Genomic DNA, 24,991 nt, shown 5'->3' on the forward strand with positions numbered 1-24,991 from the left:
GTAAATTAACAATGTTACAGCCTAAAAGAACAAAATTCCGTAAACAACAAAAAGGACGTATGAAGGGTCTTTCTCAAAGAGGACATACCCTTTCTAATGGTACTTTCGGAATCAAATCATTAGATTCAAGTTTTGTTACTGCTAGACAAATAGAAGCAGCTCGTATTTCTGCTACTCGTTATATGAAAAGAGAGGGGTCTCTGTGGATTAAAATTTTCCCAGACAAACCAATTACTAAAAAGCCTCTTGAAGTACGTATGGGTAAAGGTAAAGGTGCCGTTGAATATTGGGCAGCAGTGGTAAAACCAGGAAGAATATTATTTGAAATTAGTGGTGTACCTTATGACGTGGCTAAAGAAGCTTTACGTTTGGCAGCACAGAAACTTCCTGTGAGAACTAAGTTTATTGTAGCTAGAGATTATCAAGCTTAAAATCGAGAATTATGAAGCAATCAGAAGTTAAAGAATTATCTACAGCTGAATTACAAGAGGAACTTGGTAAATCGAGAAAAGAATATTCAGATTTAAGAATGGCTCACGCGATGTCTCCATTAGAAAATCCTTTACAATTACGTAAAGTTAGAAGATCTATTGCAAGAATGGCTACTGAGTTAACAAAAAGAGAATTAAACGGTTAATTCTGCTGAAAGATGGAAAAAAGAAACTTAAGAAAAGAACGTATAGGAGTTGTTACTAGTAACAAAATGCAGAAATCAATTGTGGTTTCTGAGGTTAAAAAAGTAAAACACCCGATGTACGGAAAGTTCGTGTTAAAAACGAAGAAATACGTTGCACACGATGAGAAAAATGACTGCAATATTGGTGATACTGTAAAGATCATGGAAACAAGACCTATGAGTAAAACCAAATGTTGGAGATTAGTAGAAGTAATTGAAAGAGCGAAGTAATTATGGTACAACAAGAGTCTAGATTAAAAGTAGCCGATAACACAGGGGCTAAAGAAGTTTTAGCAATTCGTGTTTTAGGTGGTACAGGAAGAAGATACGCCTCTGTAGGAGACAAAATAGTTGTCAGTGTTAAAGAAGCAACTCCAAATGGTAACATTAAAAAAGGAGCGGTTTCTACTGCAGTTGTAGTTCGTACTAAGAAAGAAGTGCGCAGACCAGATGGTTCTTATATTCGTTTCGACGATAATGCATGTGTTCTTTTGAACCCTGCAGGTGAAATGAGAGGAACACGTGTTTTTGGTCCTGTAGCAAGAGAGCTTCGTGATAAGCAATTCATGAAGATTGTTTCACTAGCACCAGAGGTGCTTTAAAACATTCGAAAAAATGACAAAGCTTAAGATTAAAACAGGAGATACAGTAAAAGTTATTGCTGGTGCTCATAAAAGTACCAAAGAAAATGCTGTTACTGGTAAAGTACTAAGAGTACTTCGTGAAGAAAACAAAGCTATCGTTGAGGGAGTAAATATTGTGAAAAAACACGCAAAACCAAGTGCTCAGAATCCTCAAGGTGGTATTGTTGAAAAAGAAGCGCCTATTCATATTTCTAACCTTGCATTAATGACTTCAAATGGTGAAGCAACAAGAGTAGGGTATAGAATGGAAGGAGATAAGAAAGTAAGATTTTCTAAAAAATCTAATGAAGTAATATAGTTATGGCTTATATCCCAAGACTAAAACAAGAGTATAAAGACAGAGTTGTGTCTACTCTTACAGAAGAGTTCAGTTATGAGAACGTAATGCAAGTACCTAAACTTAAAAAGATTGTTTTAAGTAGAGGTATTGGAGCGGCAGTAGCTGATAAAAAGTTAATCGACTACGCAGTAGATGAATTAACGACAATCACAGGACAAAAAGCTGTACCTACGATTTCTAAGAAAGATGTTGCTTCTTTCAAATTGCGTAAAGGAATGCCAATTGGAGCAAAAGTTACGTTAAGAGGAGAAAGAATGTACGAATTTTTAGATCGTCTTATTACTTCAGCTTTACCTCGTGTAAGAGATTTTAACGGAATTAACGCTAAAGGTTTTGATGGAAGAGGTAACTACTCAATGGGTATTACTGAACAAATTATATTTCCTGAAATTGATATTGATAAAGTAAACAAGATCTCAGGGATGAATATTACTTTCGAAACTTCGGCTCAAACCGATAAAGAAGCAAAATCATTGTTAACCGAACTAGGATTACCTTTTAAAAAGAACTAATTATGGCAAAAGAATCAATGAAAGCCCGTGAGGTGAAGAGAGCTAAAACTGTTGCAAAATATGCTGAGAAACGTAAGGCTTTAAAAGAAGCTGGAGATTACGAAGCGCTACAGAAATTGCCAAAAAATGCTTCTCCTATTCGTATGCACAATCGTTGCAAACTAACAGGTAGACCAAAAGGGTACATGCGTCAGTTTGGAATTTCTCGAGTTACCTTCAGAGAAATGGCAAACAAGGGATTAATTCCTGGTGTGACAAAGGCTAGTTGGTAACAATAAATTGAATTAATTGGTATAAGGTTCAACTTTAAGTCGAAAACCAATACCATAAACTATAAATAATGAATACAGATCCTATAGCAGATTATTTAACCAGAATTAGAAATGCGAATAGTGCTCAACACAGAGTAGTCGAGATTCCAGCTTCTAAGGTTAAAAAAGAGATCACTAAAATATTATTCGATCAAGGATATATTTTAAGTTATAAATTTGAAGATAATACTACTCAAGGTACTATCAAAATCGCACTTAAGTACGATAAGATGACAAAAGAGCCTGTAATTAAAGAATTACAAAGAATCAGTAAGCCTGGTCTTCGTAAATATGCAGGGTCTAAGGATATTCCAAGAATTCTTAACGGTTTAGGTATTGCAATTGTATCTACTTCTCACGGTGTAATGACTGGAAAACAGGCAAAGCAAGAGAATGTAGGTGGAGAGGTACTTTGTTACGTATATTAACAGTATAAAAGACAAAAGAAATGTCAAGAATAGGAAAAAATCCAGTAACTATTCCGTCTGGTGTCACTGTAGAAGTGACAGGTAATGTTGTTACTGTTAAAGGAAAATTAGGAGAGCTTTCTCAAGAGTTTGATGCTGTTGAAGTGAAAGTTGAAGAAGGTCAGGTAGTTGTTGAAAGATCTACCGATGCTAAAGATCATAAAGCAAAGCACGGTTTATATCGAGCTTTGATCCAAAACATGGTTGTAGGTGTTTCTGAAGGTTTTACTAAAGAGTTAGAATTAGTAGGAGTTGGTTACAGAGCTTCTAACCAGGGTCAGAAATTAGATTTGGCTCTTGGGTTCTCGCACAATATAGTACTAGATTTAGCTCCTGAAGTTAAAGTAGAAACTATTTCAGAAAAAGGTAAAAATCCTATCGTAAAATTGACTTCTCATGATAAGCAATTGGTTGGTCAGGTAGCAGCTAAAATTAGAAGCTTCCGTAAGCCAGAGCCTTACAAAGGGAAAGGAATCAAATTCGTAGGAGAACAATTAAGAAGAAAAGCAGGTAAATCTGCATAATAACTAACGTTATGGCATTCTCAAAAGATTCAAGAAGATTAAAGATAAGAAAGCGAATCCGCGGTAGAGTAAGCGGAACAGAGCAACGTCCTAGATTATCTGTTTTTAGAAGTAATAAAGAAATCTATGCTCAAATCATAGATGATGTAACTGGTAAGACGATCAGTTCAGCTTCTTCAAGAGATAAAGACATAGCTTCGGCATCTGGAAATAAAGTTGAAATAGCAAACTTGGTAGGAAAAACTCTTGCTGAAAAAGCTAAAAAAGCTGGTGTTGAAACAGTATCCTTCGATAGAGGAGGGTATTTATACCATGGTAGAGTAAAATCATTAGCTGACGGAGCTAGAGAAGCAGGACTTAAATTCTAAGAAATTATGTATCAGAAATATAAAAACGCAGAATTAGTAAAACCAAGTGGACTAGAACTTAAAGATCGTTTAGTTGGTGTACAACGTGTTACCAAAGTAACAAAAGGGGGTAGAGCATTCGGATTCTCTGCAATCGTAGTTGTTGGTGATGAAAATGGTGTTGTAGGTCACGGTCTTGGTAAGTCTAAGGAGGTAGCAGAAGCTATCGCTAAGGCAGTAGAAGATGCAAAAAAGAATTTGGTTCGTATACCATTACACAAAGGGACTTTACCACACGAGCAAAAAGGTAAGTACGGTGGAGCACGAGTATTATTGATGCCTGCTGCAACTGGTACCGGAGTTATTGCTGGTGGTGCTATCCGTGCAGTATTAGAATCAGTAGGAGTACATGATGTACTTTCTAAGAACCAAGGATCATCTAACCCACACAATGTGGTGAAAGCAACGTTTGATGCATTATTACAATTACGTAGTGCTCAGCAAGTAGCTGCTCAACGTGGTATTTCGTTAGAGAAGGTGTTTAAAGGATAAATAACATAACGATGGCAAAGATTAAAATTACTAAAGTAAAGAGCGCGATTAATCGTACTCAGAGACAAAAAAGAACTCTTGAGGCTTTAGGTCTTAAGAAGATCGGCCAGGTTGTGGAGCATGAAGATACTCCTAATATCCTTGGGATGGTAAATAAAGTTAAACATTTAGTTTCTGTTGAAACAAAATAATATTAGCACATGGATTTAAGTAACTTAAAACCTGCTGCAGGTTCGGTAAAAAATAACAATAAGCGAGTTGGTCGCGGACAAGGTTCTGGTAAAGGAGGAACTTCTACCCGTGGTCATAAAGGAGCAAAGTCACGTTCTGGATACTCTAGAAAGATTGGTTTTGAAGGAGGGCAAATGCCACTTCAAAGACGTGTGCCGAAATTCGGTTTCAAGAACATCAATAGAAAAGAGTATCAGGGGATTAATCTTGACACACTACAAAAACTTGTAGATGATGGTAAGATTACAGATACTGTAGATCTTGATGTGATCATTGCAACTCGTCTTGCTGGGAAAAATGATTTGGTTAAGATACTGGGAAGAGGTGAATTGAAGGCGAAATTGAAAGTCTCAGCTCACAAATTTACAGCCACAGCAAAAGCTGCTATAGAAGCAGCAGGTGGTGAAGCAGTAACCTTATAATTGACAATTCATGAAATTTATTGATACAATAAAAAACATCTGGAAAATCGAAGAACTAAAGAATAGAATCTTAGTAACTCTAGGATTGCTTTTAGTATATCGTTTTGGAGCGCAAGTTGTACTACCTGGAGTAGATGCAGCAGAATTAGCAAATCTTAGTACCCAAACTCAAGATGGTTTACTAGGGTTGTTAAACGCATTCACAGGAGGAGCATTTGCGAACGCTTCAGTATTTGCGCTTGGTATTATGCCTTACATATCTGCATCTATTGTGGTGCAGCTTATGGGTATCGCTATACCATATTTACAGAAACTTCAAAAGGAAGGAGAAAGTGGAAGGAAAAAAATCAATCAGATAACACGTTGGTTGACAATTGCCATTACTCTGGTTCAAGGGCCTGGTTATATTTATAACTTGGGTTCTACACTTCCAAGAGAAGCTTTTGTTATGGGAGAAGGAGGAATTACCACCATGTTTGTTGTATCATCAGTGATCATTCTTACCACAGGTTGTATTTTTGCAATGTGGTTAGGAGAAAAGATTACAGATAAAGGTATTGGTAACGGTATTTCCTTATTAATTATGGTAGGAATCATAGCAACATTACCTCAATCTTTTGTTCAGAACTTTTCTTCTAGAGTCTCTGGAGATGGAGGAGGAATGATCATGGTTCTTATTGAATTAGTAATCTGGTTTGTGATAATTCTTGCATCCGTATTGTTGGTAATGGCTGTACGTCAAATTCCTGTGCAATATGCTAGAAGAACAGCTGGAGGAGGTTATGAAAAAAATGTTTTCGGTTCTAGACAATATATTCCTCTTAAATTGAATGCATCAGGTGTAATGCCAATTATTTTTGCTCAGGCAATTATGTTTGTACCTGGTTTGATAGCGGGTAATATATCGGATTCTGAAGCTGCGCAAGGTGTAACAGCTGCGTTTAGTGATATATTTGGTTTATGGTATAATATCGTGTTTGCATTGTTGATTATAGTATTTACATATTTCTATACAGCGATTACGGTGCCTACAAACAAAATGGCAGACGATCTGAAGAGAAGTGGTGGTTTTATTCCAGGAATAAGACCTGGTAGTGAAACTGCAGAGTACTTAGATAAGATAATGTCGCAAATTACTTTGCCTGGATCGATTTTCTTAGCACTGATTGCAGTTTTTCCTGCAATTGCGGTTAAGTTGTTGAATGTTCAGCAAGGATGGGCGTTATTCTTTGGAGGTACATCTCTTTTAATTATGGTAGGTGTAGCAATTGATACAATGCAACAGGTTAATTCATACTTGTTGAATAGACATTATGATGGATTAATGAAATCTGGTAAAAACCGTAAAGCAGTAGCGTAATAATCATGGCAAAGCAACCAGCAATAGAACAAGACGGAAGTATTATAGAGGCATTGTCTAATGCAATGTTTCGTGTAGAGCTAGAAAATGGACATGTTGTAACAGCTCATATCTCAGGTAAAATGCGTATGCACTATATAAAGTTATTACCTGGTGATAAGGTGAAGTTAGAAATGAGTCCTTATGATCTAACGAAGGCTCGAATCACTTATAGATACTAAGTAAGATAAGAAATATTGTTATTTAGGATTTTTTCTGTATTTTTGCACGCTGAAAAAATCTACTTAATAATACCCTTCTGAAAACCAAATAAGGTTTTGAGAGTGAATTTAAAAGATAAAAAAACCGACATAATGAAATTGTTTGTTGGTTTCGAATAAAAAACAAATTATTTCAGTTGTCGGTGAATTACATCTGATGGTTGAAAAACTTTAAGTAAAGAACAGATGAAAGTAAGAGCATCATTAAAAAAGAGAAGTGCCGAGTGCAAGATTGTGCGTAGAAAAGGCCGACTTTACGTAATTAATAAAAAGAATCCTAGATTTAAACAAAGACAAGGGTAATTATGGCAAGAATTGCAGGGGTAGATATACCTAAACAAAAGCGAGGAGTTATAGCATTAACCTATATCTTCGGAATCGGTAGAAGTAGAGCTAAAGAAATTTTGGCCACTGCTAAAGTAGATGAAAGTATAAAAGTTTCTGATTGGGATGATGACCAGATTGGTCGAATCCGTGAAGCTGTAGGAGTCTATACCATTGAAGGAGAATTACGTTCTGAGATTCAATTGAATATCAAGCGTCTTATGGATATCGGATGCTACAGAGGTATTCGTCATAGAGCAGGTCTACCGTTAAGAGGACAACGCACTAAGAATAACTCTAGAACACGTAAAGGAAGAAGAAAAACAGTTGCTAACAAGAAAAAAGCAACTAAATAATAAGTAGTATGGCAAAGTCAACTTCAAAAAAACGTAAAGTAATAGTTGAGTCTGTAGGAGAAGCTCACGTAACAGCTTCTTTCAACAACATTATTATTTCGTTAACCAATAAAAAAGGAGACGTGATTTCTTGGTCTTCAGCTGGTAAAATGGGATTCAGAGGTTCTAAAAAGAACACTCCTTATGCTGCTCAGTTAGCAGCAGAGGATGCTGCAGGAGTAGCAATCGAAGCTGGACTGAAGAAAGTAAAGGTTTATGTAAAAGGACCTGGAAACGGAAGGGAATCAGCGATACGTTCAATTCATAATGCAGGAATCGAAGTTACAGAAATTATTGATGTAACTCCAATGCCGCATAACGGATGTCGTCCTCCTAAGCGAAGAAGAGTATAATTAAGCATCCTGAACTTGGTTCAGGATCTTTTTAATATAGTAAGTAAATCGAAAAGAGGAGCAATGGTTGTCGAAGGAAAGAGACCTTAATTCATAACCACCTCAAAAACTAAATTTTTTATAATGGCAAGATATACTGGTCCAAAAACTAAAATCGCTCGTAAATTTGGTGAAGCGATATTCGGAGACGACAAGTCATTCGAAAGGAGAAATTACCCTCCAGGTCAACATGGAAACAATAGACGAAGAGGTAAAAAGAGTGAGTATGCAATTCAGTTAATGGAAAAGCAAAAAGCGAAGTACACCTACGGAATATTAGAACGTCAGTTCAGAAATATGTTTGAAAAAGCTACTCGTGCTCAAGGGATTACAGGTGAGGTTTTACTTCAGCTTTGTGAATCTCGTTTAGACAACGTAGTATTTAGAATGGGATTGGCTAACTCTCGTAGAGGAGCAAGACAATTGGTTTCTCACAGACACATTACTGTAAACGGTGAGCAAGTAAATATCCCTTCTTATCAATTAAGAGCAGGAGATGTTGTAGGAGTAAGAGAAAAATCAAAATCGTTAGAGGTAATTCAAAATTCACTTGCAAATAATAGCAAAGTATACGAGTGGATTACGTTTAATAATGATACAAAACAAGGTACTTTCGTATCTGTTCCGGCTAGAATTCAGATCCCGGAAAACATTAATGAACAATTCATCGTCGAATTATACTCTAAGTAATAACTCTAAGAAGAAACACTAACATGGCAATATTAAATTTTCAGAAGCCCGATAAAGTTATCATGATCGACTCTACCGAGTTCGATGGTAAATTCGAATTTAGACCATTAGAACCTGGGTATGGATTAACAGTTGGTAACGCTTTGCGAAGAGTTTTGCTATCTTCTTTAGAGGGATTCGCTATCACTTCTCTTAGAATAGAAGGTGTAGATCATGAGTTTTCTACAATTTCTGGAGTAGTTGAAGATGTTACTGAGATTATCTTGAACTTAAAGCAAATTCGTTTTAAGCGTCAAATCGAAGATATCGATAACGAATCTGTAACAGTTTCAATTTCAGGTCAGGAACAATTAACAGCAGGAGATTTCCAGAAGTTTATTTCAGGTTTCCAAGTGCTTAATCCTGATTTGGTAATTTGTAACATGGACAAGAAAGTTGCATTAAACCTTGAGATCACTATCGAAAAAGGTAGAGGTTATGTTCCTGCAGAGGAAAATAAAAAGGCAAATGCTCCTATCGGGACCATTTTTACAGACTCGATCTATACTCCAATTAAGAATGTAAAGTATAGCATAGAAAACTATCGTGTAGAACAAAAGACAGACTACGAAAAATTAGTTTTCGAAATTGTTACCGATGGATCTATTCATCCTAAAGATGCGCTAACTGAAGCTGCCAAAATATTAATCCATCACTTCATGTTATTCTCTGATGAGCGTATTACTCTTGAGGCTGATGAAATTGCACAAACTGAAACTTATGATGAAGAGTCACTTCATATGAGACAGTTGTTGAAAACAAAATTGATCGATATGGATCTTTCTGTTCGTGCATTAAACTGTTTAAAAGCAGCAGAAGTAGATACATTGGGAGACCTTGTATCTTACAATAAAAATGATTTAATGAAGTTCCGTAACTTTGGTAAGAAGTCTTTAACAGAATTAGAAGAGCTAGTAAACGTTAAAGGTTTAAACTTTGGAATGGATCTTTCAAAATACAAACTAGATAAAGACTAACTTCATCATAATTTGCTCCCCATATAGGGTATCGAAGCAAGATGGTGATTAAAACAAAATGTCATGAGACACGGAAAAAAAGTAAACCACTTAGGAAGAAAGACAGCTCATCGTAAATCGATGTTAGCAAACATGGCTTGTTCTTTAATTGAACATAAAAGAATAAACACTACGGTGGCTAAAGCGAAAGCGCTTAAGCAATTTGTAGAGCCATTAGTTACTAAATCTAAAGAAGATACTACACATAATCGTCGTATTGTATTTAGTAAATTGCGTAACAAATATGCGGTTACTGAATTATTTAGAGATGTAGCTCCAAAAGTGGGAGATAGACCAGGAGGATATACCAGAATTATTAAGTTAGGTAATCGTCTTGGGGATAATGCTGATATGGCAATGATTGAACTAGTAGATTACAATGAGCTTTACAACGCTGGTAAACCTGCTAAGAAGAAATCAACCAGAAGAAGTAGAAGAGGTAAAACAGCAAGTGCTCCTGCGGCACCGGCTCCAGAAACTACTAACTCTGAAGAGGAATAAATGACAGATGTGAATAACACATAATAACAAAAGGATAGGCGTTTAACGTTTATCCTTTTTTTTTGAATAATTTTGACAAGGTTTTCTTCACCTTAAAGAAGAGTGAAAATTAATAATGCCAGAATTTTGTTGTTGTGAATACAAACCTAATGATGGTAACCATTAAAAAATATAGTAGTAACAGATGAAATATCAAGCTCGAAAAAAAGCAATTCTTTTATTAGCAGACGGTACAATCTTTTATGGCAAAGCTGTAGGGAGAGAGGGTAGTGCATTCGGAGAGGTGTGTTTTAACACAGGTACAACCGGATATCAGGAAATTTTTACGGATCCTTCTTATTATGGACAGTTAATGGTTGCAACCAATGCTCACATTGGTAATTATGGAACAAACGATGAAGAAGTTGAATCTGATTCTATTAAAATAGCAGGGCTTATAGTTAAAAATTTTAGTTACGATTACTCCAGAGTCAAAGCAGATAGATCTCTTCAGGACTTTTTGGAGCAGAATAACTTGCTAGCAATTTCAGATGTAGATACCAGAGCATTGGTGAGTTATATAAGAGATAATGGGGCCATGAATGCTGTAATTTCTACAGAAGTTGATAAAATAGATGAATTAAAACAGCAGTTGGCAGAGGTGCCAGATATGAACGGATTAGAATTGGCATCTCAAGTTTCTACAAAAGAGCCGTATTTCTTTGGTAATCCTGATGCTACCTACAAAATCTCAGCACTTGATTTGGGGATTAAGAGAAACATCTTAAGAAACTTATCACAAAGGGATGCATATATTAAGATATTTCCGTACAACGCGAGTTTTGCTGAAATGAGCGAATGGGGGCCTGATGGTTACTTTTTGTCTAATGGTCCTGGGGATCCAGAACCTTTAGAAGATGCTATTAATACTGCAAAGGAAATATTAGATAGAGATTTACCACTATTTGGGATATGTCTTGGGCACCAGGTTATTGCATTGGCTAATGGAATTAGTACCTATAAAATGCATAACGGACACAGAGGAATTAACCACCCTGTAAAGAATTTGCTAACCGGAAAAGGAGAAATTACTTCGCAAAATCATGGTTTCGCGATTAATAGAGAAGAGGCAGAAAAGAATGCTAATGTAGAAATTACTCATGTGCATCTTAATGATAACACAGTTGCTGGTATTAGAATGAAAAACAAGAACTGTTTTTCTGTACAATATCATCCAGAAGCGAGTCCCGGACCAAATGATTCTATTTATTTGTTTGATGAGTTTATCGGAAATATCAAAAAGACAAAAGTAACCGCTTAAATTTCATAAGTAATAAAGGTTTTAGACCAATTTAGGTAAGGTCTTCATCTATAACGTTATAGTTGATAACTTACCTTATATATTGCGAATTCCCTATTAAATTAAGACTTTTTTGAAGGGGTTAGAACTTGTCGGTTTTGTATATTGCGAACAATTAAAATTATCCAACAAAATAAAAAACAATGAGTGTAATTATTAATATTCACGCAAGACAGATCTTAGATTCCAGAGGTAATCCAACGGTAGAAGTTGATGTAATTACTGAAAATGGAGTTTTAGGTAGAGCAGCGGTTCCTTCGGGAGCATCAACAGGAGAACACGAAGCTGTTGAGTTGAGAGACGGAGGAAAAGATTACATGGGCAAAGGGGTGCTTAAAGCTGTAGAAAATGTTAATTCAATAATAGCTGAAGAATTATTAGGGTATTCTGTTTTTGATCAAAATTTATTAGATCAAAGAATGATTGAGTTAGATGGAACGCCTAATAAATCGAAGTTAGGAGCAAATGCAATTCTTGGGGTGTCTTTGGCGGCAGCAAAGGCAGCAGCAAATGAATTGAACTTGCCATTATATCGTTACGTAGGAGGAGTAAGTGCAAATACGCTTCCGGTTCCTATGATGAATATCATTAACGGAGGATCGCATAGTGATGCTCCAATTGCTTTTCAAGAGTTTATGGTTATGCCGGTAAAAGCCGAAAGCTTTACTCAGGCAATGCAAATGGGAACCGAGATTTTCCACAACTTAAAGAAAGTGCTTCATGATCGTGGTTTAAGTACAGCTGTTGGTGATGAAGGAGGTTTTGCACCAACATTAGACGGAACAGAAGATGCATTAGATTCTATTGCACTTGCTGTAGAGAAAGCAGGTTATAAGTTTGGTGATGAAATCATGGTGGCTCTAGATTGTGCTTCGGCAGAATTTTATGTAGATGGAAAATATGACTACACCAAATTTGAAGGAGATACAGGAGTTATTAGAACAAGTGAAGAGCAAGCAGATTATTTGGCAGAACTAGTGTCAAAATACCCTATTATTTCTATTGAAGATGGAATGGACGAGAATGATTGGGAAGGATGGAAATATTTAACCGAAAAAGTTGGAGATAAAGTACAACTGGTAGGAGATGACTTGTTTGTAACCAATGTAGAAAGACTGTCAAGAGGAATCGAAAATGATACCGCAAATTCTATTCTGATTAAAGTAAATCAAATAGGAACGCTTACCGAAACTATTGCTGCAGTTAATATGGCTCACAATGCGGGTTATACTTCTGTAATGTCTCATCGTTCTGGAGAGACTGAGGATAACACTATTGCAGATTTGGCCGTTGCTTTAAATACAGGTCAAATTAAAACAGGTTCTGCTTCTAGAAGTGATAGAATGGCAAAATACAACCAATTACTACGTATCGAAGAAGAATTAGGAAGTGTTGCTTATTATCCAAAAGAAAAGGCTTTCAAAGTTAAACGCTAACATTATAATTTTTGTAATAAAAAAGGGCTTTCTAAACAGAAAGCTCTTTTTTTTGCGAATAATTTTGGAAATCCTCAAATGAGCTAAAAATCATGTAACGATTAATAATATATTAACACTATATTTCGTAATTTAGCTGCCCTTAATGTAATAGCAAAATTCTAAATAATCATATGTCAAAAATAGCTACGTTAGAAATCGACGGTAATAAATATGAGTTCCCTATTGTTGAAGGAACAGAAAATGAGTTAGGAATAGATATAAAGACACTTAGAGGAGCAACAGGTGGTGTAACCACTATAGATCCGGGATATAAAAATACGGGTAGCTGCGAGAGTGCAATAACATTCTTAGATGGAGAAAAAGGAATCTTAAGATATAGAGGGTATTCTATCGAAGAATTGGCAGAAAAAGCAGATTTTCTTGAAGTAGCTTATTTGTTGATTTTTGGAGAGCTGCCAACTGCTGAGCAACTAGAGAAATTTGATAAAGATATCAAGGAAGAGTCTCAGGTAGATGAGGATATGAAAAAGATCCTTGATGGGTTCCCAAAAAGTGCACACCCAATGGGAGTATTATCATCTTTAACAAGTGCTTTGATCGCATTTAACCCTGGTTCTGTCGATGTAGATTCTGAAGAAGAAATGTATGGAGCGATTGTAAAGATACTGGCTAAATTTCCTGTATTAGCAGCTTGGACCATGAGAAAGAGAAAAAGCCTTCCGTTAGATTATGGAGACAATTCTCTTGGGTATGTTGAGAATCTACACAAAATGATGTTTGCAAAACCTAATCAGGCATATGAGTCAAACAAATTAGTAATTGATGCATTAGATAAACTATTAATTTTACATGCTGATCATGAGCAAAACTGTTCTACCTCTACAGTAAGAATTGTTGGTTCTTCTCATGCTGGTTTGTTCGCCTCTCTATCTGCAGGAATTTCTGCGCTTTGGGGTCCTCTTCATGGTGGTGCCAATCAAGCAGTAATAGAAATGTTGGAAGCTATAAAAGCAGATGGAGGAGATACTGCAAAATATATTGCTAAGGCAAAAGATAAAAATGATCCTTTCCGTCTAATGGGATTCGGGCATAGAGTATATAAGAATTTTGATCCAAGAGCAAAGATTATAAAAAAGTCTGCAGAAGAAGTACTAGGAGATCTTGGTATAGAAGATCCTGTATTGGATATTGCTAAAGGATTGGCCGATGTTGCTCTTAAAGATGAATATTTCGTGCAGAGAAAGTTATATCCAAATGTAGACTTTTACTCTGGAATTATTTATAGAGCATTAGGTATACCTACAGAAATGTTTACAGTAATGTTTGCTTTAGGTCGATTACCAGGATGGATTGCTCAATGGAGAGAGATGCGTCTACGAAAGGAACCAATAGGTAGACCAAGGCAGATTTATGTTGGAGAAAATCACAGAGCTTTTAAAACTGTTTCTGAGAGATAATGACGGAAAATAAGTTATATAAAACTGGGAGGGTGTCGAGTTATATCGCACCCTTTTTTTATTAAAAAAATAGTAAACGAAGTGTTTACTGAGAATTTCATAAAAAGTATATGTTTTTTTCTTAACAAAATGAGGATGATCAAATTGTCTATTTATATATTTGCGTAACTACTCAATAACATTTTGTTACACTTAAAAACTTGTTTTTTGAATTTAAATATACAAAACGAAACATCTAGGTTAAGAGCTGTAGTTCTTGGAACAGCAGAGAGCAATGGACCGGTACCTAAACTTGAAGATGCTTATGATCCTAAATCTATCGAGCATATTAAGGCGGGGACATATCCTACAGAACATGATATGGTTTCTGAAATGGATGCTGTGGCCAAGATTTTTAAAAAATACGATGTAAAAGTTTTCAGGCCAGAAATCATTAAAGATTACAACCAGATTTTTGCAAGAGACATAGCTTTGGTAATAGAAGATAAGTTTATTAAATCTAATATTTTACCAGACCGCGAAAAAGAGATAAAGGCAATACAGTATGTGATCGATCAAATTGAGGAAAATAAAGTGTATAAAGCTCCTTCAGAAGATATTCACTTCGAAGGAGGAGATATCATGATACATAACGATCACATATTTATTGGAACATATAAAGGTGAAGACTATTCAGATTGTATTGTGGCACGAACAAATATGAAAGGAGTAGATTATATCAAATCTCTTTTTCCAAATAAAACAGTAAAAGAGTTTGATTTAAATAAGTCGATGAAGGATCCTAGAGATAACGCTTTGCATCTGGATTGTTGTTTTCAACCAGTGGGTATTAACAAGGCAATAATTCATAAAGAAGGATTTAGAGATCCGCTTGATTATGAATATCTAGTTGATTTTTTTGGAATGGATAACTTATTCCATATAGATAAAAAAGAGATGTACCATATGAACTCAAATATTTTCTCAATAGCAGAAGATGTAGTAATTTCTGAAAGAAACTTTACACGATTAAACACTTGGTTAAGAAGTTGCAATATAGCAGTAGAAGAGGTTCCTTATGCTGAAATATCGAAGCAAGAAGGACTACTGCGTTGTTCAACAATGCCTTTAATTAGGGATTAAATTAGGAGTTAAGATTATTTTTAGAGATATAGTATAGGTGTTTAAATAACGTTTTGGGAACATAGAATAAAACAGAATGAAACAAATAACAAATACAATTGTAATGATTCGTCCGGTACAATTCAGGATGAATGAACAAACCGCTGTAAATAATTATTATCAGGAAGATGGTAATATTAGTGCTAATGATGCGAATAAGAAAGCGCAACAGGAGTTTGATCAGTTTGTTAAGGCTTTGGAGGCAGTTGGAGTAAAGGTAATAGTTATCAATGATGAGCCAAAAAATGATACTCCCGATTCTATTTTTCCTAACAATTGGGTTTCGTTTCATGAGAATGGCGATATTGGTTTATACCCTATGTTTGCTATTAATAGAAGGAGAGAAAGAAGACCAGAGGTTTTAGAAACTATTGAGAATTCTGGTTTCGAGATCAAGAATGTTGTAGATTATACCGGTGCAGAGGAAGAAGAAGTGTTTTTAGAAGGTACTGGTAGTTTGGTGTTAGATAGAGCAAACAGGAAAGCATATTGTGCTTTGTCTCCACGAGCAGATGAAGAATTACTGATCGAGTTTTGTGAAGATTTTGAGTATACTCCAGTTATTTTTACGGCTTATCAAACTGTAGAAGAGAAAAGATTAGCTATTTACCATACCAATGTAATGATGGGGATAGGTGAGACTTTTGCAGTAATTTGTTTAGATTGTATCGATGATAAGAAAGAGCGTAAAAATGTTGTGAAACATCTTAAAGAAGATGGTAAAGAAATTATTGCAATTACAGAAGATCAAGTTAATAATTTTGCTGGAAATATGCTGCAAGTTGCAGGTTCGGGAGATAAGCGCTATCTTGTAATGTCATCGGCAGCATTTAATAGTTTGACCAAAGACCAAATACACAAAATTGAGAAGCATTGTGCAATTCTTCATAGCGATCTTACCACTATTGAAACTTTAGGAGGAGGAAGTGCAAGGTGTATGATGGCAGAGGTCTTTCTCCCTGCCAAATAGATATTGTATGCTCTCAAAAAAAACAAAATATGGGCTAAAAGCACTTACCTACATCGCCAAAAAAAAGTGCGAACATCCCGTTCAAATATCAGAAATAGCTCAAAGTGAAAATATATCTCAGAAATTTCTGGAAAGTATATTATTAACACTACGAAAAAACGGCTTTTTAGGATCTAAAAAAGGAAAAGGTGGGGGGTACTATTTGATTCGTGAACCTAAGGATATAGTAATGGCTTCAATTATTAGGGTGTTAGAAGGTCCTATAGCTATGCTTCCTTGTGTTAGTCTTAATTTCTATGAGAAGTGCGATGATTGCCCAGATGAGGATAAATGTGCTGTACATAGTTTAATGATTGAAGTAAGGGACAATACTCTTAAGGTGTTAGAAAATAAAACTTTGGCAGATTTTACAGGCTAGTCAAGTTATTTTTTGGAGATTCTTTGGTATTTAAATGGGCCGGTTATTTTGCCCCATACTTGTTTGCCTTCTTCGTTATAACCTCTGGTCCAAATAGAAATTTTATCCTTGCTCACAACAAAATCTGAAGTGATGTAGTCTATACGATTAAAGCTACTTGAGCAAGTACTTTTATTGGTTTTTCCAGAATAAATTGTAGAAGTATTTTTCTTGAAGTATACTTGGCATCCTTCTCTAATTTCAAGACTATCTATGGTTAATCTATTGAACATTTTTTTATCTTTCCAACCAGATCTATAGGCTTTGGCATTAGAGAGTCTATAACTTGTACTTTTAAACTTAGTTGAGTCTACTCGTTCATAGTTTACTATTCTTTGTCCATAAATATTTGATACGTCATTTGCGTCAAATTGTTCACTATATACCCAATATCCCAGGCGGTCTTCCCATATTCTAATATTGGTCATTTTGATATGCTTAAAAGTTGGGTCTTCTTCTACTTGTTTGGTATTTGAAAATTCACCCACCAACGCCTTTACCAAATTGTCTAATTCGGTATCATTTGTGGTTTTGGAATTACATCCTAAAACTACAATAGCCAAGAAAATATAAAGTATAATTTTTCTCATGCAGTTTTTAGTAAAAATATATAAAAAAAACGGGAAAAAGTGTTTTTTGTCGATGAAATATGCTTTTTATCTTATTTTTTTAATTTGAATACCCTATTCGTCTTATCATTCCTCCGAAAATGAAATAATGAAATGGAATCATCAAGTACCAATAGATTCTTCCCCAAATACCTTTAGGTCTAAATGTTGCAGTTTGATATAGTATGTTGTTGTCATCTATATCAAACTCTAGCCATGCTTCTCCAGGAACACGCATTTCAGCAAATAGCAATAATCTTTTGTTTTCTTTATCGGCTACTAAAACCCTCCAGAAATCAAGTGCGTCTCCAGAGAATATTTTATCAGGATGTGTTCTTCCTCTCCTTAGCCCTACACCTCCAAAAAACTTATCAATATATCCTCTAATTTTCCACATCCAATTTCCGTAATACCAACCGGTTTCTCCTCCAATGGCCCAAATACGTTCCAAAGCTTTTTCTTGATTATTAAGTTTAAGTTTCTTAATGTCCTTAAAGCACCCTCTTCTAGGTACGGTAACATATTTTTGAATGTTGAGATTAAAACGCCCGCTAACCATAGAATCTTTCCAACTAGATACTACCTGGTTTTGTTCAATTTTTATAAAAGCTAGTTCTAGTGCTCTTTCATAGCTTATTGGGGATATATTCAAAATATGATTAAGTCTTTTATCATTTGCGATTACTGGAACACTCATACTATCAACCAAATTTAAAGCAAGCTTGTACGAGGTTGATGTAACAAAGTACAACCAGTATGAAGAAAGTCTGGGAGTCATTACCGGTAAAGTGAATATAAATATCTTGATGTTTCTAGCTTTGGCATATCCATACAACATTTCTTTATATGATAAAACATCTGGCCCACTAATATCAAAAGATTGATTGTAGCATTCTTTATTATTAAGTACGCCTATCATAAAATTAAGTACATCGCGTATAGCTATGGGTTGTGTTTTTGTGTTTACCCATTTTGGAGTTACCATAACTGGCAGTTTTTCGCATAAATCTCTTATGATCTCGAACGAAGAACTCCCAGAACCCACAATAATTCCAGATCTTAGAACAGTAAGGTTGTAGTTTCCCTTATATAGCGTTTCTTCTACATTTTTTCTTGACCACAGGTGCTTAGACAGGTTTTTTTCATTTACTATACCGCTGAGATATATAACTTGTTCAATGTTTGTATGCTCAACATAGGTATTAAAGTTTAAAGCCGATTCTTCTTCTTTTTTATCAAAATCTGTGGTAGACGAACTCATTGAGTGAATAAGGTAGTAGGCTACATCAATGTTTTTTGGCAATATTGAAAGGTCTGGAGGCTTGAGAAAATCAATTTCTACAATCGTAACCTTATTCTTAATTTCCTGATCAATCGAGAGTCTGTCTTTGTCTCTTACACAACAAATAACATCGTGCCCTTGATCGATTAATAGTGGTAAAAGCCGCATTCCAATGTAACCATTGGTGCCAGTAAGAAGAATCCGCATTTTTCTGTATAAGTTACGAAGAATTTACATGCAACGAAATAGTTAATTCTTATATGTCAATAGTTCCTGTATATAGTATAGACTACTTTTTTTGGTTTTAATTTCCTGCTTGGTATTGCAGCTTGATTTTTACTAATGTTTCATTTTGTATGAAGAACGGTAAAAGGTGCAAAAACAGATAGTGTCACTCTATTATTTCTATTATCTTTGCAGCTTAATTTTTAGAAGATGAATTTACAGCAGATCATTTCAGAAAAAGTAAAGGTGACTATCAAAGAATTATTTGGTGCTAATCTTGAATCTGTAGAATTGCAGGCTACCCGAAAAGAGTTCGAAGGAGATATTACCGTAGTGGTTTTTCCAATGCTAAGAGTGGTGAAGGGGAATCCTGTTCAAATTGGTGAAGCTGTTGGGAATTATCTTAAAGAAAATGTATCTGAAGTCCTGGATTTTAATGTAGTGAAGGGTTTTTTGAATTTGGTAATTTCCGATTCTTATTATCTGAACTTCTTTAATTCTATAAAGAATAATCAAAAGTTTGGTTTTGTAGAGCATTCAGAAAGTAAGAAGTCTGTAATGGTAGAATATTCTTCACCAAATACTAACAAACCTTTGCATTTAGGGCACGTAAGAAATATCCTTTTAGGATTTTCGGTTGCAGAAATTATCAAGGCTAGTGGGAAAAAGGTGTATAAAACCCAGATTATTAATGATAGAGGAATACACATTTGTAAATCAATGTTGGCCTGGAAAAAGTATGGTAATGGAGAAACCCCAGAATCAACAGGTTTAAAAGGAGATAAGCTAGTTGGAAACTACTATGTGAAGTTTGATCAGATATACAAAGACCAGATAGCAGAATTGATCCAAAATGGAAAAACCGAAGTGGAAGCAAAAGCAGAGGCCCCATTTTTATTAGAAGCTCAAGAAATGCTTCGTAAATGGGAAGCAGGAGATAAAGATGTGGTTGCACTTTGGGAAATGATGAATAGTTGGGTATACGACGGTTTTGAGCAAACCTACAAGGCCATTGGAGTAGATTTTGATAGCTATTATTATGAAAGTAATACCTATTTATTGGGTAAAGATAATATCGAAGAAGGGTTAGCCAAAGGAGTTTTCTTTACAAAAGAAGATGGGTCAGTTTGGTGTGATTTAACTGATGAAGGCCTGGATGAAAAATTGGTGTTAAGGAAAGACGGTACAGCGGTTTATATGACTCAAGATATTGGAACAGCCATTCAAAGAGCCAAAGATAAACCTGATGTAGGAGGAATGATTTATACGGTAGGAAATGAACAGGATTATCATTTTAAGGTATTGTTTCTTATTCTTAAAAAATTAGGGTATGATTGGGCAGAACACCTTCATCATTTAAGCTATGGGATGGTAGACTTACCAAGTGGTAAAATGAAGAGTAGAGAGGGTACTGTGGTCGATGCAGACGATTTAATTACAGAAATGGCTGATACTGCCGAAAATATCTCCAAAGACTTAGGTAAGTTAGAAGGATATACAGATAAAGAGAAAGGGGAGGTGTATAAAACTATTGGTCTGGGAGCTTTGAAGTATTATATTTTAAAGGTTGATCCTAAAAAGAGAATCCTTTTTAATCCCGAAGAATCTGTAGATTTTCAAGGGAATACAGGTCCATTTATTCAGTATACCTATGCTAGAATTCAAGCAATTTTGCGAAAAGCAGATTTTGTATTAGATACTACAGTAGAGAATCTAAAACTACACCAAAAAGAAAAAGAACTTATAAAACAGTTAGAACTGTTTCCCGAGGTAATACAAAATGCTGCAAAAGACCTAAGTCCCGCAATAATTGCGAATTATACTTACGATTTAGTTAAAAATTATAACTCTTTTTTCCAAAATGTTTCTATATTTGGAGCAGATACCGATACAGAAAAACTTTTTAGAGTTCAACTTTCGCAATTTGTAGGTGCTACAATTAAATCGGCATTTGGTCTTTTAGGAATTAATGTTCCGGAAAGAATGTAAACAAAACTTAACTCTTCACACAATTACGTCTACATATTGTAAGACAACTATGTAAGACATCGATATTTTTTCTATTTCATCTATTTTGAAAGGACAAAAATATAATTGTTTTATTGCATAAGTAATCTCTTTTTTTATTTTAGAGAATATGAAGTACAGAATATCAAGAGCTATAGATAGTGATTTACCGTTAATGCAACGTTTGTTTTATCAAACAGTTACGTCATATGGTTCTTTGATATTTACGAAAGCCGAAATTAAAATCTATTCTAGGTTAGCTACCAATAAGTCCTATTGGCAAAAGAAGTTCAAAGATGACTATATTTATAATGCAAAGCTTAATGGAGAGATAATTGGATCTTTTTGTATGGATAAGAAAGGAAATCTTGAGTATATCTTTGTTCATATGAATTATCACGGACAAGGAATTGCAAAGGCATTATTTGCTACGCTTGAAGAAGTGGCTAGAGAAGCCAATATAAAAACACTTACTACTCAAATAAGTATTCTTACCAAAGGTTTTTTTCAAAAGAACGGTTTTGAAATTATTAAAAGTGCGGTTAATGTTGTTGGAGGAGAAGAAGTGATAAGCTACTCTGGGGTTAAAAATTTACCCTAACCACGGCATTAGGGGTAAAACGTAAACCAAGTTGCTCAATCTCTTCAACTTCATTAGAACTTGGATTAATACGATAGTAGTTGTTTACTACATTTTTTTGATCCAGAATATTCCATAAAGACAATCCTATGAAGCCATTTGTTTTTGGTGAGAGACGAAAACTGTATGTAGCAGAAGCGTCCCATCTAAAATAATCGTCTAAGGTATTCGTGTTTGGGTTTTCATAATTGATTTCACCATTTGGTAATATCTCGCTGCCAGATATTGGACTTGTGGTTGGTTTACCACTGTGCCAATTAAGACCACTAGAAAGCTTTAAATTTTTGATAGCATATGAAATTGCAAAATTGATATTATTTCTAATATCGATATTGTTGTGAAAATCTTCAGCAAATAACCTGGAGAAGGTGTATTTGTTTTCTGCATACGAATAGCTCAACCACGTGTTAAAGGATTTAAATCGTTTATTAATTAGAAAATCCAAACCTTTAACCGTGTAACTACCATGATCAGAAAGAAATTCAAATTGATTTTGAAACCCTTGACTGGCAGAGGTGATACCGTCAACATTTTTATAAAAAACATCTGTGCTTACCAGCCAATTTTTGTGACTGTATGTTAAACCTAAAGACCCCTGGAGACTTTTGATGATCGGGATATCTTCCTCATTTGAGAGTACCCATTTGCGGTTTTCTATACCCAAAAAATCATTTTGTGATTCTATTTCCTGAGAAGTAACTTGACTTTTTATCTCTCCCAGGGCCTCAATGGTAAAACGATTATCAAAACTATAATTGAAACTAAATCTTGGTTCGAGGGTATAGGAGTTGAACTTATCAAAATGATTTATTCGTACACCCAGATTAATATGTGTTTTGTTGGTGTCAGACTTATATTCAATTTCAGAAAAAAGACTATTAGTGCGAATCACTTCCTTTACAAAATCTCTAAACGTAGGATTGTTGACATCTCTAAGATTGGATATTCCCGTTTCGTTAAACTGATATCCAGAATAAAGATGTAATTGAGGTGTTAAGCTGAAGAGTGTTTTTAGTTTCAATCCGCTTTCAAGAACTTTATTTTCCTGAAGTAAACGCTGATTGTTTAATACATCCGAGTTTGTAGCTTCTAAGTTGTAATTGGTGCCATATAATAATAGTTCACTCCTAAAAGTGGAGCTCCAATTTCTATGATAGGATACCCCAAGAGCACTATTGTTTTGTTTTGCACTACTTTCTCTAGAGATATTTACATTATTAATTTCTGCACTCTCTTGAAAAGTTAAATCATTACGCATCACCAGCATATTGACTTTGATGAGGTCTTTTGGTGATAATTGATATAACCAACGTAAACTCAAATCATAAAAAGAAAACTCCTCATCGGCATTAGAGAGGTTTGTGCTACTATTTACTACTTCAGAATCTTGAAAGGCTTTTTTGAAGAATTGCCTATAGGTAGGAGTTTCAAAAACTTCACTAATAGATTTACGAACCGAAAGTTGTACAGAAGACTTTTTACCAAGATTTAAGTCAACATAGCCATCTGCACTTATCATATTAAGGCCAAGACTGCCGTTTGTGTCTTTATTTATAGTATTATCGGTATTCATAGCAATGACACTGGAAACACCATCTCCATAACTAGAACTGGCACCATTTTTTATGATTTGAACATCTTTGGTAAGGTAGGGGTTAAAGGCAGATATTAAACCAAAAAAGTGACCAGATTGGTACATTTTAACACCATCCCATAGGATAAGATTTTGATCGTTGGTTCCGCCGCGAACATTTATGTCTGATACTGTTTCTTCAACACTTAAAATACCGGGTAAGGCTTGAATTGTTTGTAACAGGTCAGGTTCTATTAATCCAGGTAAGATGCCAAAATTATCATAATCGATAAATACTGATCCATCTGATTTTTTGTTGATTCCCTGTACCAAATAATCATTTAAGATAATTTCATTCAGGTATTGTATTTCAGGAATCATTACTAATTTTTTACATCGAGAATTCCGTAGCTCTTTGGCAGGAATAAGAATTGTTTTAAAACCCAGGTATTTAATTTTGATTAGTCCTTGTTCTTTTTCCAGGTTCAATGTAAAGAAACCGTTCTCGTCACTAATTGTAGCTCTGTTTCCTATTTGGATAGATGCTCCATATATTTTCGTGTCATCTGCAATAGAATGGAGAACTCCGCAGATTTCAAATTTCTTCTTCTTTAAACTTAATAGAATATTTTTGTTCTCTAAAACAGTATAGTCAAAAGGAGTACTATTCTGAAGAAAGTCGATAGTTTCCTTTAATTCTAAATCTACTGAAGGTATTTGTGTATAAACATCCTCAAGTTCTTGATCGGCATAAGAAAACCTACAATCAAACTTTTCTTGTAAGGTGTTTAAGAGCTCGATAAGGGGTACCACATCCTGTTGTTTTTGTGCAAAGGACGAAGCGAAACTAAAATTTAAAAGAGTAAGTAAAACTACAATTTGGGTTTTGATCACTCTCGATAAAGGGTTATTAGGTTGTCATTGATTTCATACTTCAAACGCATAGGTATAGTAATAGATTGTAATGCCGTTTGAATATTTGAATGTACAAAATTACCAGTAAAAAGCTGATTTTGATCAAAGTTTTTTGTTACAATAGTAACATTGTACTGTCGTTCAAATTCTCTAAGAATAAAAGAAAAAGGTTTACTAATAAAAATGCTTCTGTTTTCGGTCCAGGAAGGTTTTGCAATCGAAGTATTGGTTTTACGTACTTGATTTTCGTAGATTTCTATCCCTTGTCCCTTAGAAAGTTGGGTAACGTTGTTGTTGTAACTTACACTTACCAATCCTTCATAGCAAACAACTTCAAAATACTGGTTGCGTTGTTTTACATTAAATTGTGTTCCAAGTACTTGTACGTTGCCCAAAGTAGTCTGTACCTCAAATTTTTTCCCTTTAGCTACTTTGAAATATGCTTCGCCGTCAAGAGCTATTGTTCGATTGTCCTGCCAGTCTTTTTCCGAATATTTAATGGCAGATAATGCGTTTAATATCACTTCACTTTCATCAGGCAGTATTACCGAGGTCTTTTCAGTTACAAGAGTACTTACTTCTTTTTGCGATGGCTTCAAAAACGTGTAAAGGCCAATAGCCAAAATAAAAACTGCGGCTATCCTTGAAATAATTGTAATGTATGAAGATTTTTTAGATGCGCTTTTGGGATTTGATAAGTTTGTTTGAAGAGCTTCTAAGTTTTTTTCAGTATTGTAATCAGGCGCTTTAAATCTTTTAGCAGTTTCAGCTATTTTCATAAAAGAATCATAGGCGTCTAAATCCTTAAACGCCTTCGATTCCTGCGCATTTAATGGCTCATTATCTAACCATTTTCTTATGAGATCTTTCTTTTTCATAGCAAGATTTCTATGTATATAACAATTATCAATTAAA

The 24,991-nt window shown here is 34.9% G+C and carries 33 protein-coding genes; 29 read left to right on the plus strand and 4 right to left on the minus strand.

Features of this window, described 5'->3' with window-relative positions; genetic code table 11:
* Window positions 1-11: 11 nt before the first annotated feature.
* The 27 genes from rplP to M0D21_RS08960 all read left to right on the plus strand — a co-directional run bounded on the left by rplP (window position 12) and on the right by M0D21_RS08960 (window position 16,787).
* Window positions 12-431, plus strand: coding sequence for a 50S ribosomal protein L16 (gene rplP, locus M0D21_RS08830; protein ID WP_248328540.1), 420 nt, complete (start codon window positions 12-14; stop codon window positions 429-431).
* A gap of 11 nt (window positions 432-442) precedes the next feature.
* Entirely contained in the window at window positions 443-637 is a 195-nt protein-coding gene (gene rpmC / locus M0D21_RS08835) for a 50S ribosomal protein L29 (RefSeq protein ID WP_248328542.1), read from the plus strand.
* A 12-nt stretch (window positions 638-649) separates the two neighbouring features.
* A complete protein-coding gene (gene rpsQ, locus M0D21_RS08840) occupies window positions 650-907 on the plus strand; it encodes a 30S ribosomal protein S17 (protein WP_034243856.1) in 258 nt (85 codons plus the stop codon).
* A 2-nt stretch (window positions 908-909) separates the two neighbouring features.
* Entirely contained in the window at window positions 910-1,278 is a 369-nt protein-coding gene (gene rplN, locus M0D21_RS08845) for a 50S ribosomal protein L14 (RefSeq protein ID WP_073316857.1), read from the plus strand.
* 13 nt (window positions 1,279-1,291) lie between these two features.
* Window positions 1,292-1,618, plus strand: coding sequence for a 50S ribosomal protein L24 (gene rplX, locus M0D21_RS08850; protein WP_248328544.1), 327 nt, complete (start codon window positions 1,292-1,294; stop codon window positions 1,616-1,618).
* Between the two features lie 2 nt (window positions 1,619-1,620).
* Window positions 1,621-2,172, plus strand: coding sequence for a 50S ribosomal protein L5 (gene rplE / locus M0D21_RS08855; protein WP_248328546.1), 552 nt, complete (start codon window positions 1,621-1,623; stop codon window positions 2,170-2,172).
* A gap of 2 nt (window positions 2,173-2,174) precedes the next feature.
* Window positions 2,175-2,444, plus strand: coding sequence for a 30S ribosomal protein S14 (gene rpsN / locus M0D21_RS08860; protein ID WP_140597674.1), 270 nt, complete (start codon window positions 2,175-2,177; stop codon window positions 2,442-2,444).
* A gap of 68 nt (window positions 2,445-2,512) precedes the next feature.
* The gene (rpsH, locus tag M0D21_RS08865; RefSeq protein ID WP_248328548.1) at window positions 2,513-2,911 is read left to right on the plus strand and encodes a 30S ribosomal protein S8; all 399 of its coding nucleotides are present in this window, start codon (window positions 2,513-2,515) and stop codon (window positions 2,909-2,911) included.
* Window positions 2,912-2,931: 20 nt separating this feature from the next.
* Window positions 2,932-3,474: a 50S ribosomal protein L6 gene (gene rplF / locus M0D21_RS08870; protein ID WP_248328550.1), complete on the plus strand. Its 543-nt coding sequence runs from the start codon at window positions 2,932-2,934 to the stop codon at window positions 3,472-3,474.
* Window positions 3,475-3,485: 11 nt separating this feature from the next.
* Window positions 3,486-3,842, plus strand: coding sequence for a 50S ribosomal protein L18 (rplR, locus tag M0D21_RS08875; RefSeq protein ID WP_248328552.1), 357 nt, complete (start codon window positions 3,486-3,488; stop codon window positions 3,840-3,842).
* A 6-nt stretch (window positions 3,843-3,848) separates the two neighbouring features.
* Window positions 3,849-4,373 carry a 30S ribosomal protein S5 gene (gene rpsE / locus M0D21_RS08880; protein ID WP_073316869.1) on the plus strand — a complete coding sequence of 175 codons (525 nt, stop codon included), beginning with the start codon at window positions 3,849-3,851 and terminating at the stop codon, window positions 4,371-4,373.
* An 11-nt stretch (window positions 4,374-4,384) separates the two neighbouring features.
* Window positions 4,385-4,564, plus strand: a complete 180-nt coding sequence (gene rpmD / locus M0D21_RS08885) for a 50S ribosomal protein L30 (protein WP_103070990.1) — start codon at window positions 4,385-4,387, stop codon at window positions 4,562-4,564.
* Between the two features lie 9 nt (window positions 4,565-4,573).
* The gene (rplO, locus tag M0D21_RS08890) at window positions 4,574-5,026 is read left to right on the plus strand and encodes a 50S ribosomal protein L15 (RefSeq protein WP_248328554.1); all 453 of its coding nucleotides are present in this window, start codon (window positions 4,574-4,576) and stop codon (window positions 5,024-5,026) included.
* 10 nt (window positions 5,027-5,036) lie between these two features.
* The gene (secY, locus tag M0D21_RS08895) at window positions 5,037-6,386 is read left to right on the plus strand and encodes a preprotein translocase subunit SecY (protein WP_248328556.1); all 1,350 of its coding nucleotides are present in this window, start codon (window positions 5,037-5,039) and stop codon (window positions 6,384-6,386) included.
* Window positions 6,387-6,391: 5 nt separating this feature from the next.
* Complete coding sequence (infA, locus tag M0D21_RS08900) at window positions 6,392-6,607, plus strand: translation initiation factor IF-1 (RefSeq protein ID WP_008613577.1); 216 nt, start codon at window positions 6,392-6,394, stop codon at window positions 6,605-6,607.
* A gap of 225 nt (window positions 6,608-6,832) precedes the next feature.
* Window positions 6,833-6,949: a type B 50S ribosomal protein L36 gene (ykgO, locus tag M0D21_RS08905; protein ID WP_073316873.1), complete on the plus strand. Its 117-nt coding sequence runs from the start codon at window positions 6,833-6,835 to the stop codon at window positions 6,947-6,949.
* Between the two features lie 2 nt (window positions 6,950-6,951).
* Window positions 6,952-7,326 carry a 30S ribosomal protein S13 gene (gene rpsM, locus M0D21_RS08910; protein WP_248328558.1) on the plus strand — a complete coding sequence of 125 codons (375 nt, stop codon included), beginning with the start codon at window positions 6,952-6,954 and terminating at the stop codon, window positions 7,324-7,326.
* Window positions 7,327-7,334: 8 nt separating this feature from the next.
* A complete protein-coding gene (gene rpsK / locus M0D21_RS08915) occupies window positions 7,335-7,718 on the plus strand; it encodes a 30S ribosomal protein S11 (protein WP_248328560.1) in 384 nt (127 codons plus the stop codon).
* A gap of 123 nt (window positions 7,719-7,841) precedes the next feature.
* Window positions 7,842-8,447, plus strand: coding sequence for a 30S ribosomal protein S4 (gene rpsD / locus M0D21_RS08920; RefSeq protein ID WP_248328562.1), 606 nt, complete (start codon window positions 7,842-7,844; stop codon window positions 8,445-8,447).
* Between the two features lie 23 nt (window positions 8,448-8,470).
* A complete protein-coding gene (locus M0D21_RS08925) occupies window positions 8,471-9,463 on the plus strand; it encodes a DNA-directed RNA polymerase subunit alpha (protein WP_248328564.1) in 993 nt (330 codons plus the stop codon).
* Between the two features lie 63 nt (window positions 9,464-9,526).
* Window positions 9,527-10,003: a 50S ribosomal protein L17 gene (gene rplQ / locus M0D21_RS08930; protein ID WP_248328566.1), complete on the plus strand. Its 477-nt coding sequence runs from the start codon at window positions 9,527-9,529 to the stop codon at window positions 10,001-10,003.
* A 184-nt stretch (window positions 10,004-10,187) separates the two neighbouring features.
* Window positions 10,188-11,303 (plus strand): glutamine-hydrolyzing carbamoyl-phosphate synthase small subunit, encoded by a 1,116-nt coding sequence (gene carA / locus M0D21_RS08935; RefSeq protein WP_248328568.1) that lies wholly within the window; start codon window positions 10,188-10,190, stop codon window positions 11,301-11,303.
* A 182-nt stretch (window positions 11,304-11,485) separates the two neighbouring features.
* Complete coding sequence (gene eno, locus M0D21_RS08940; RefSeq protein WP_248328570.1) at window positions 11,486-12,778, plus strand: phosphopyruvate hydratase; 1,293 nt, start codon at window positions 11,486-11,488, stop codon at window positions 12,776-12,778.
* Between the two features lie 173 nt (window positions 12,779-12,951).
* Window positions 12,952-14,238 (plus strand): citrate synthase, encoded by a 1,287-nt coding sequence (locus M0D21_RS08945; protein WP_248328572.1) that lies wholly within the window; start codon window positions 12,952-12,954, stop codon window positions 14,236-14,238.
* A 207-nt stretch (window positions 14,239-14,445) separates the two neighbouring features.
* Entirely contained in the window at window positions 14,446-15,360 is a 915-nt protein-coding gene (locus M0D21_RS08950; protein WP_248328574.1) for a dimethylarginine dimethylaminohydrolase family protein, read from the plus strand.
* 76 nt (window positions 15,361-15,436) lie between these two features.
* The gene (gene ctlX / locus M0D21_RS08955; RefSeq protein WP_248328576.1) at window positions 15,437-16,369 is read left to right on the plus strand and encodes a citrulline utilization hydrolase CtlX; all 933 of its coding nucleotides are present in this window, start codon (window positions 15,437-15,439) and stop codon (window positions 16,367-16,369) included.
* A gap of 7 nt (window positions 16,370-16,376) precedes the next feature.
* Window positions 16,377-16,787: an RrF2 family transcriptional regulator gene (locus M0D21_RS08960; RefSeq protein ID WP_248328578.1), complete on the plus strand. Its 411-nt coding sequence runs from the start codon at window positions 16,377-16,379 to the stop codon at window positions 16,785-16,787.
* Between the two features lie 5 nt (window positions 16,788-16,792).
* Here the strand turns inward: M0D21_RS08960 and M0D21_RS08965 are convergent, their stop codons facing one another.
* Together M0D21_RS08965 and M0D21_RS08970 are read right to left on the minus strand one after the other, a co-directional pair.
* On the minus strand, window positions 16,793-17,416 hold the full coding sequence (locus M0D21_RS08965; protein WP_248328580.1) for a chromophore lyase CpcT/CpeT: 624 nt from the start codon (window positions 17,414-17,416) through the stop codon (window positions 16,793-16,795).
* 79 nt (window positions 17,417-17,495) lie between these two features.
* Window positions 17,496-18,923: an SDR family oxidoreductase gene (locus M0D21_RS08970; RefSeq protein WP_248328582.1), complete on the minus strand. Its 1,428-nt coding sequence runs from the start codon at window positions 18,921-18,923 to the stop codon at window positions 17,496-17,498.
* 228 nt (window positions 18,924-19,151) lie between these two features.
* Here M0D21_RS08970 and argS point away from each other — a divergent pair, with 228 nt between their 5' ends.
* A complete protein-coding gene (gene argS, locus M0D21_RS08975) occupies window positions 19,152-20,930 on the plus strand; it encodes an arginine--tRNA ligase (protein WP_248328584.1) in 1,779 nt (592 codons plus the stop codon).
* Window positions 20,931-21,078: 148 nt separating this feature from the next.
* A complete protein-coding gene (locus M0D21_RS08980) occupies window positions 21,079-21,549 on the plus strand; it encodes a GNAT family N-acetyltransferase (RefSeq protein ID WP_248328586.1) in 471 nt (156 codons plus the stop codon).
* Here the strand turns inward: M0D21_RS08980 and M0D21_RS08985 are convergent.
* Together M0D21_RS08985 and M0D21_RS08990 are read right to left on the minus strand one after the other, a co-directional pair.
* On the minus strand, window positions 21,533-24,055 hold the full coding sequence (locus M0D21_RS08985) for a TonB-dependent receptor plug domain-containing protein (RefSeq protein WP_248328588.1): 2,523 nt from the start codon (window positions 24,053-24,055) through the stop codon (window positions 21,533-21,535). The two genes, M0D21_RS08980 and M0D21_RS08985, sit on opposite strands and share 17 nt — an antisense overlap.
* Window positions 24,052-24,954 (minus strand): FecR family protein, encoded by a 903-nt coding sequence (locus M0D21_RS08990; RefSeq protein WP_248328590.1) that lies wholly within the window; start codon window positions 24,952-24,954, stop codon window positions 24,052-24,054. Before M0D21_RS08990 ends, M0D21_RS08985 begins: the two co-directional genes overlap by 4 nt.
* Window positions 24,955-24,991: the final 37 nt, after the last annotated feature.

It is taken from the genome of Aquimarina acroporae (genome assembly GCF_023195925.1).
Lineage (GTDB): Bacteria > Bacteroidota > Bacteroidia > Flavobacteriales > Flavobacteriaceae > Aquimarina > Aquimarina acroporae.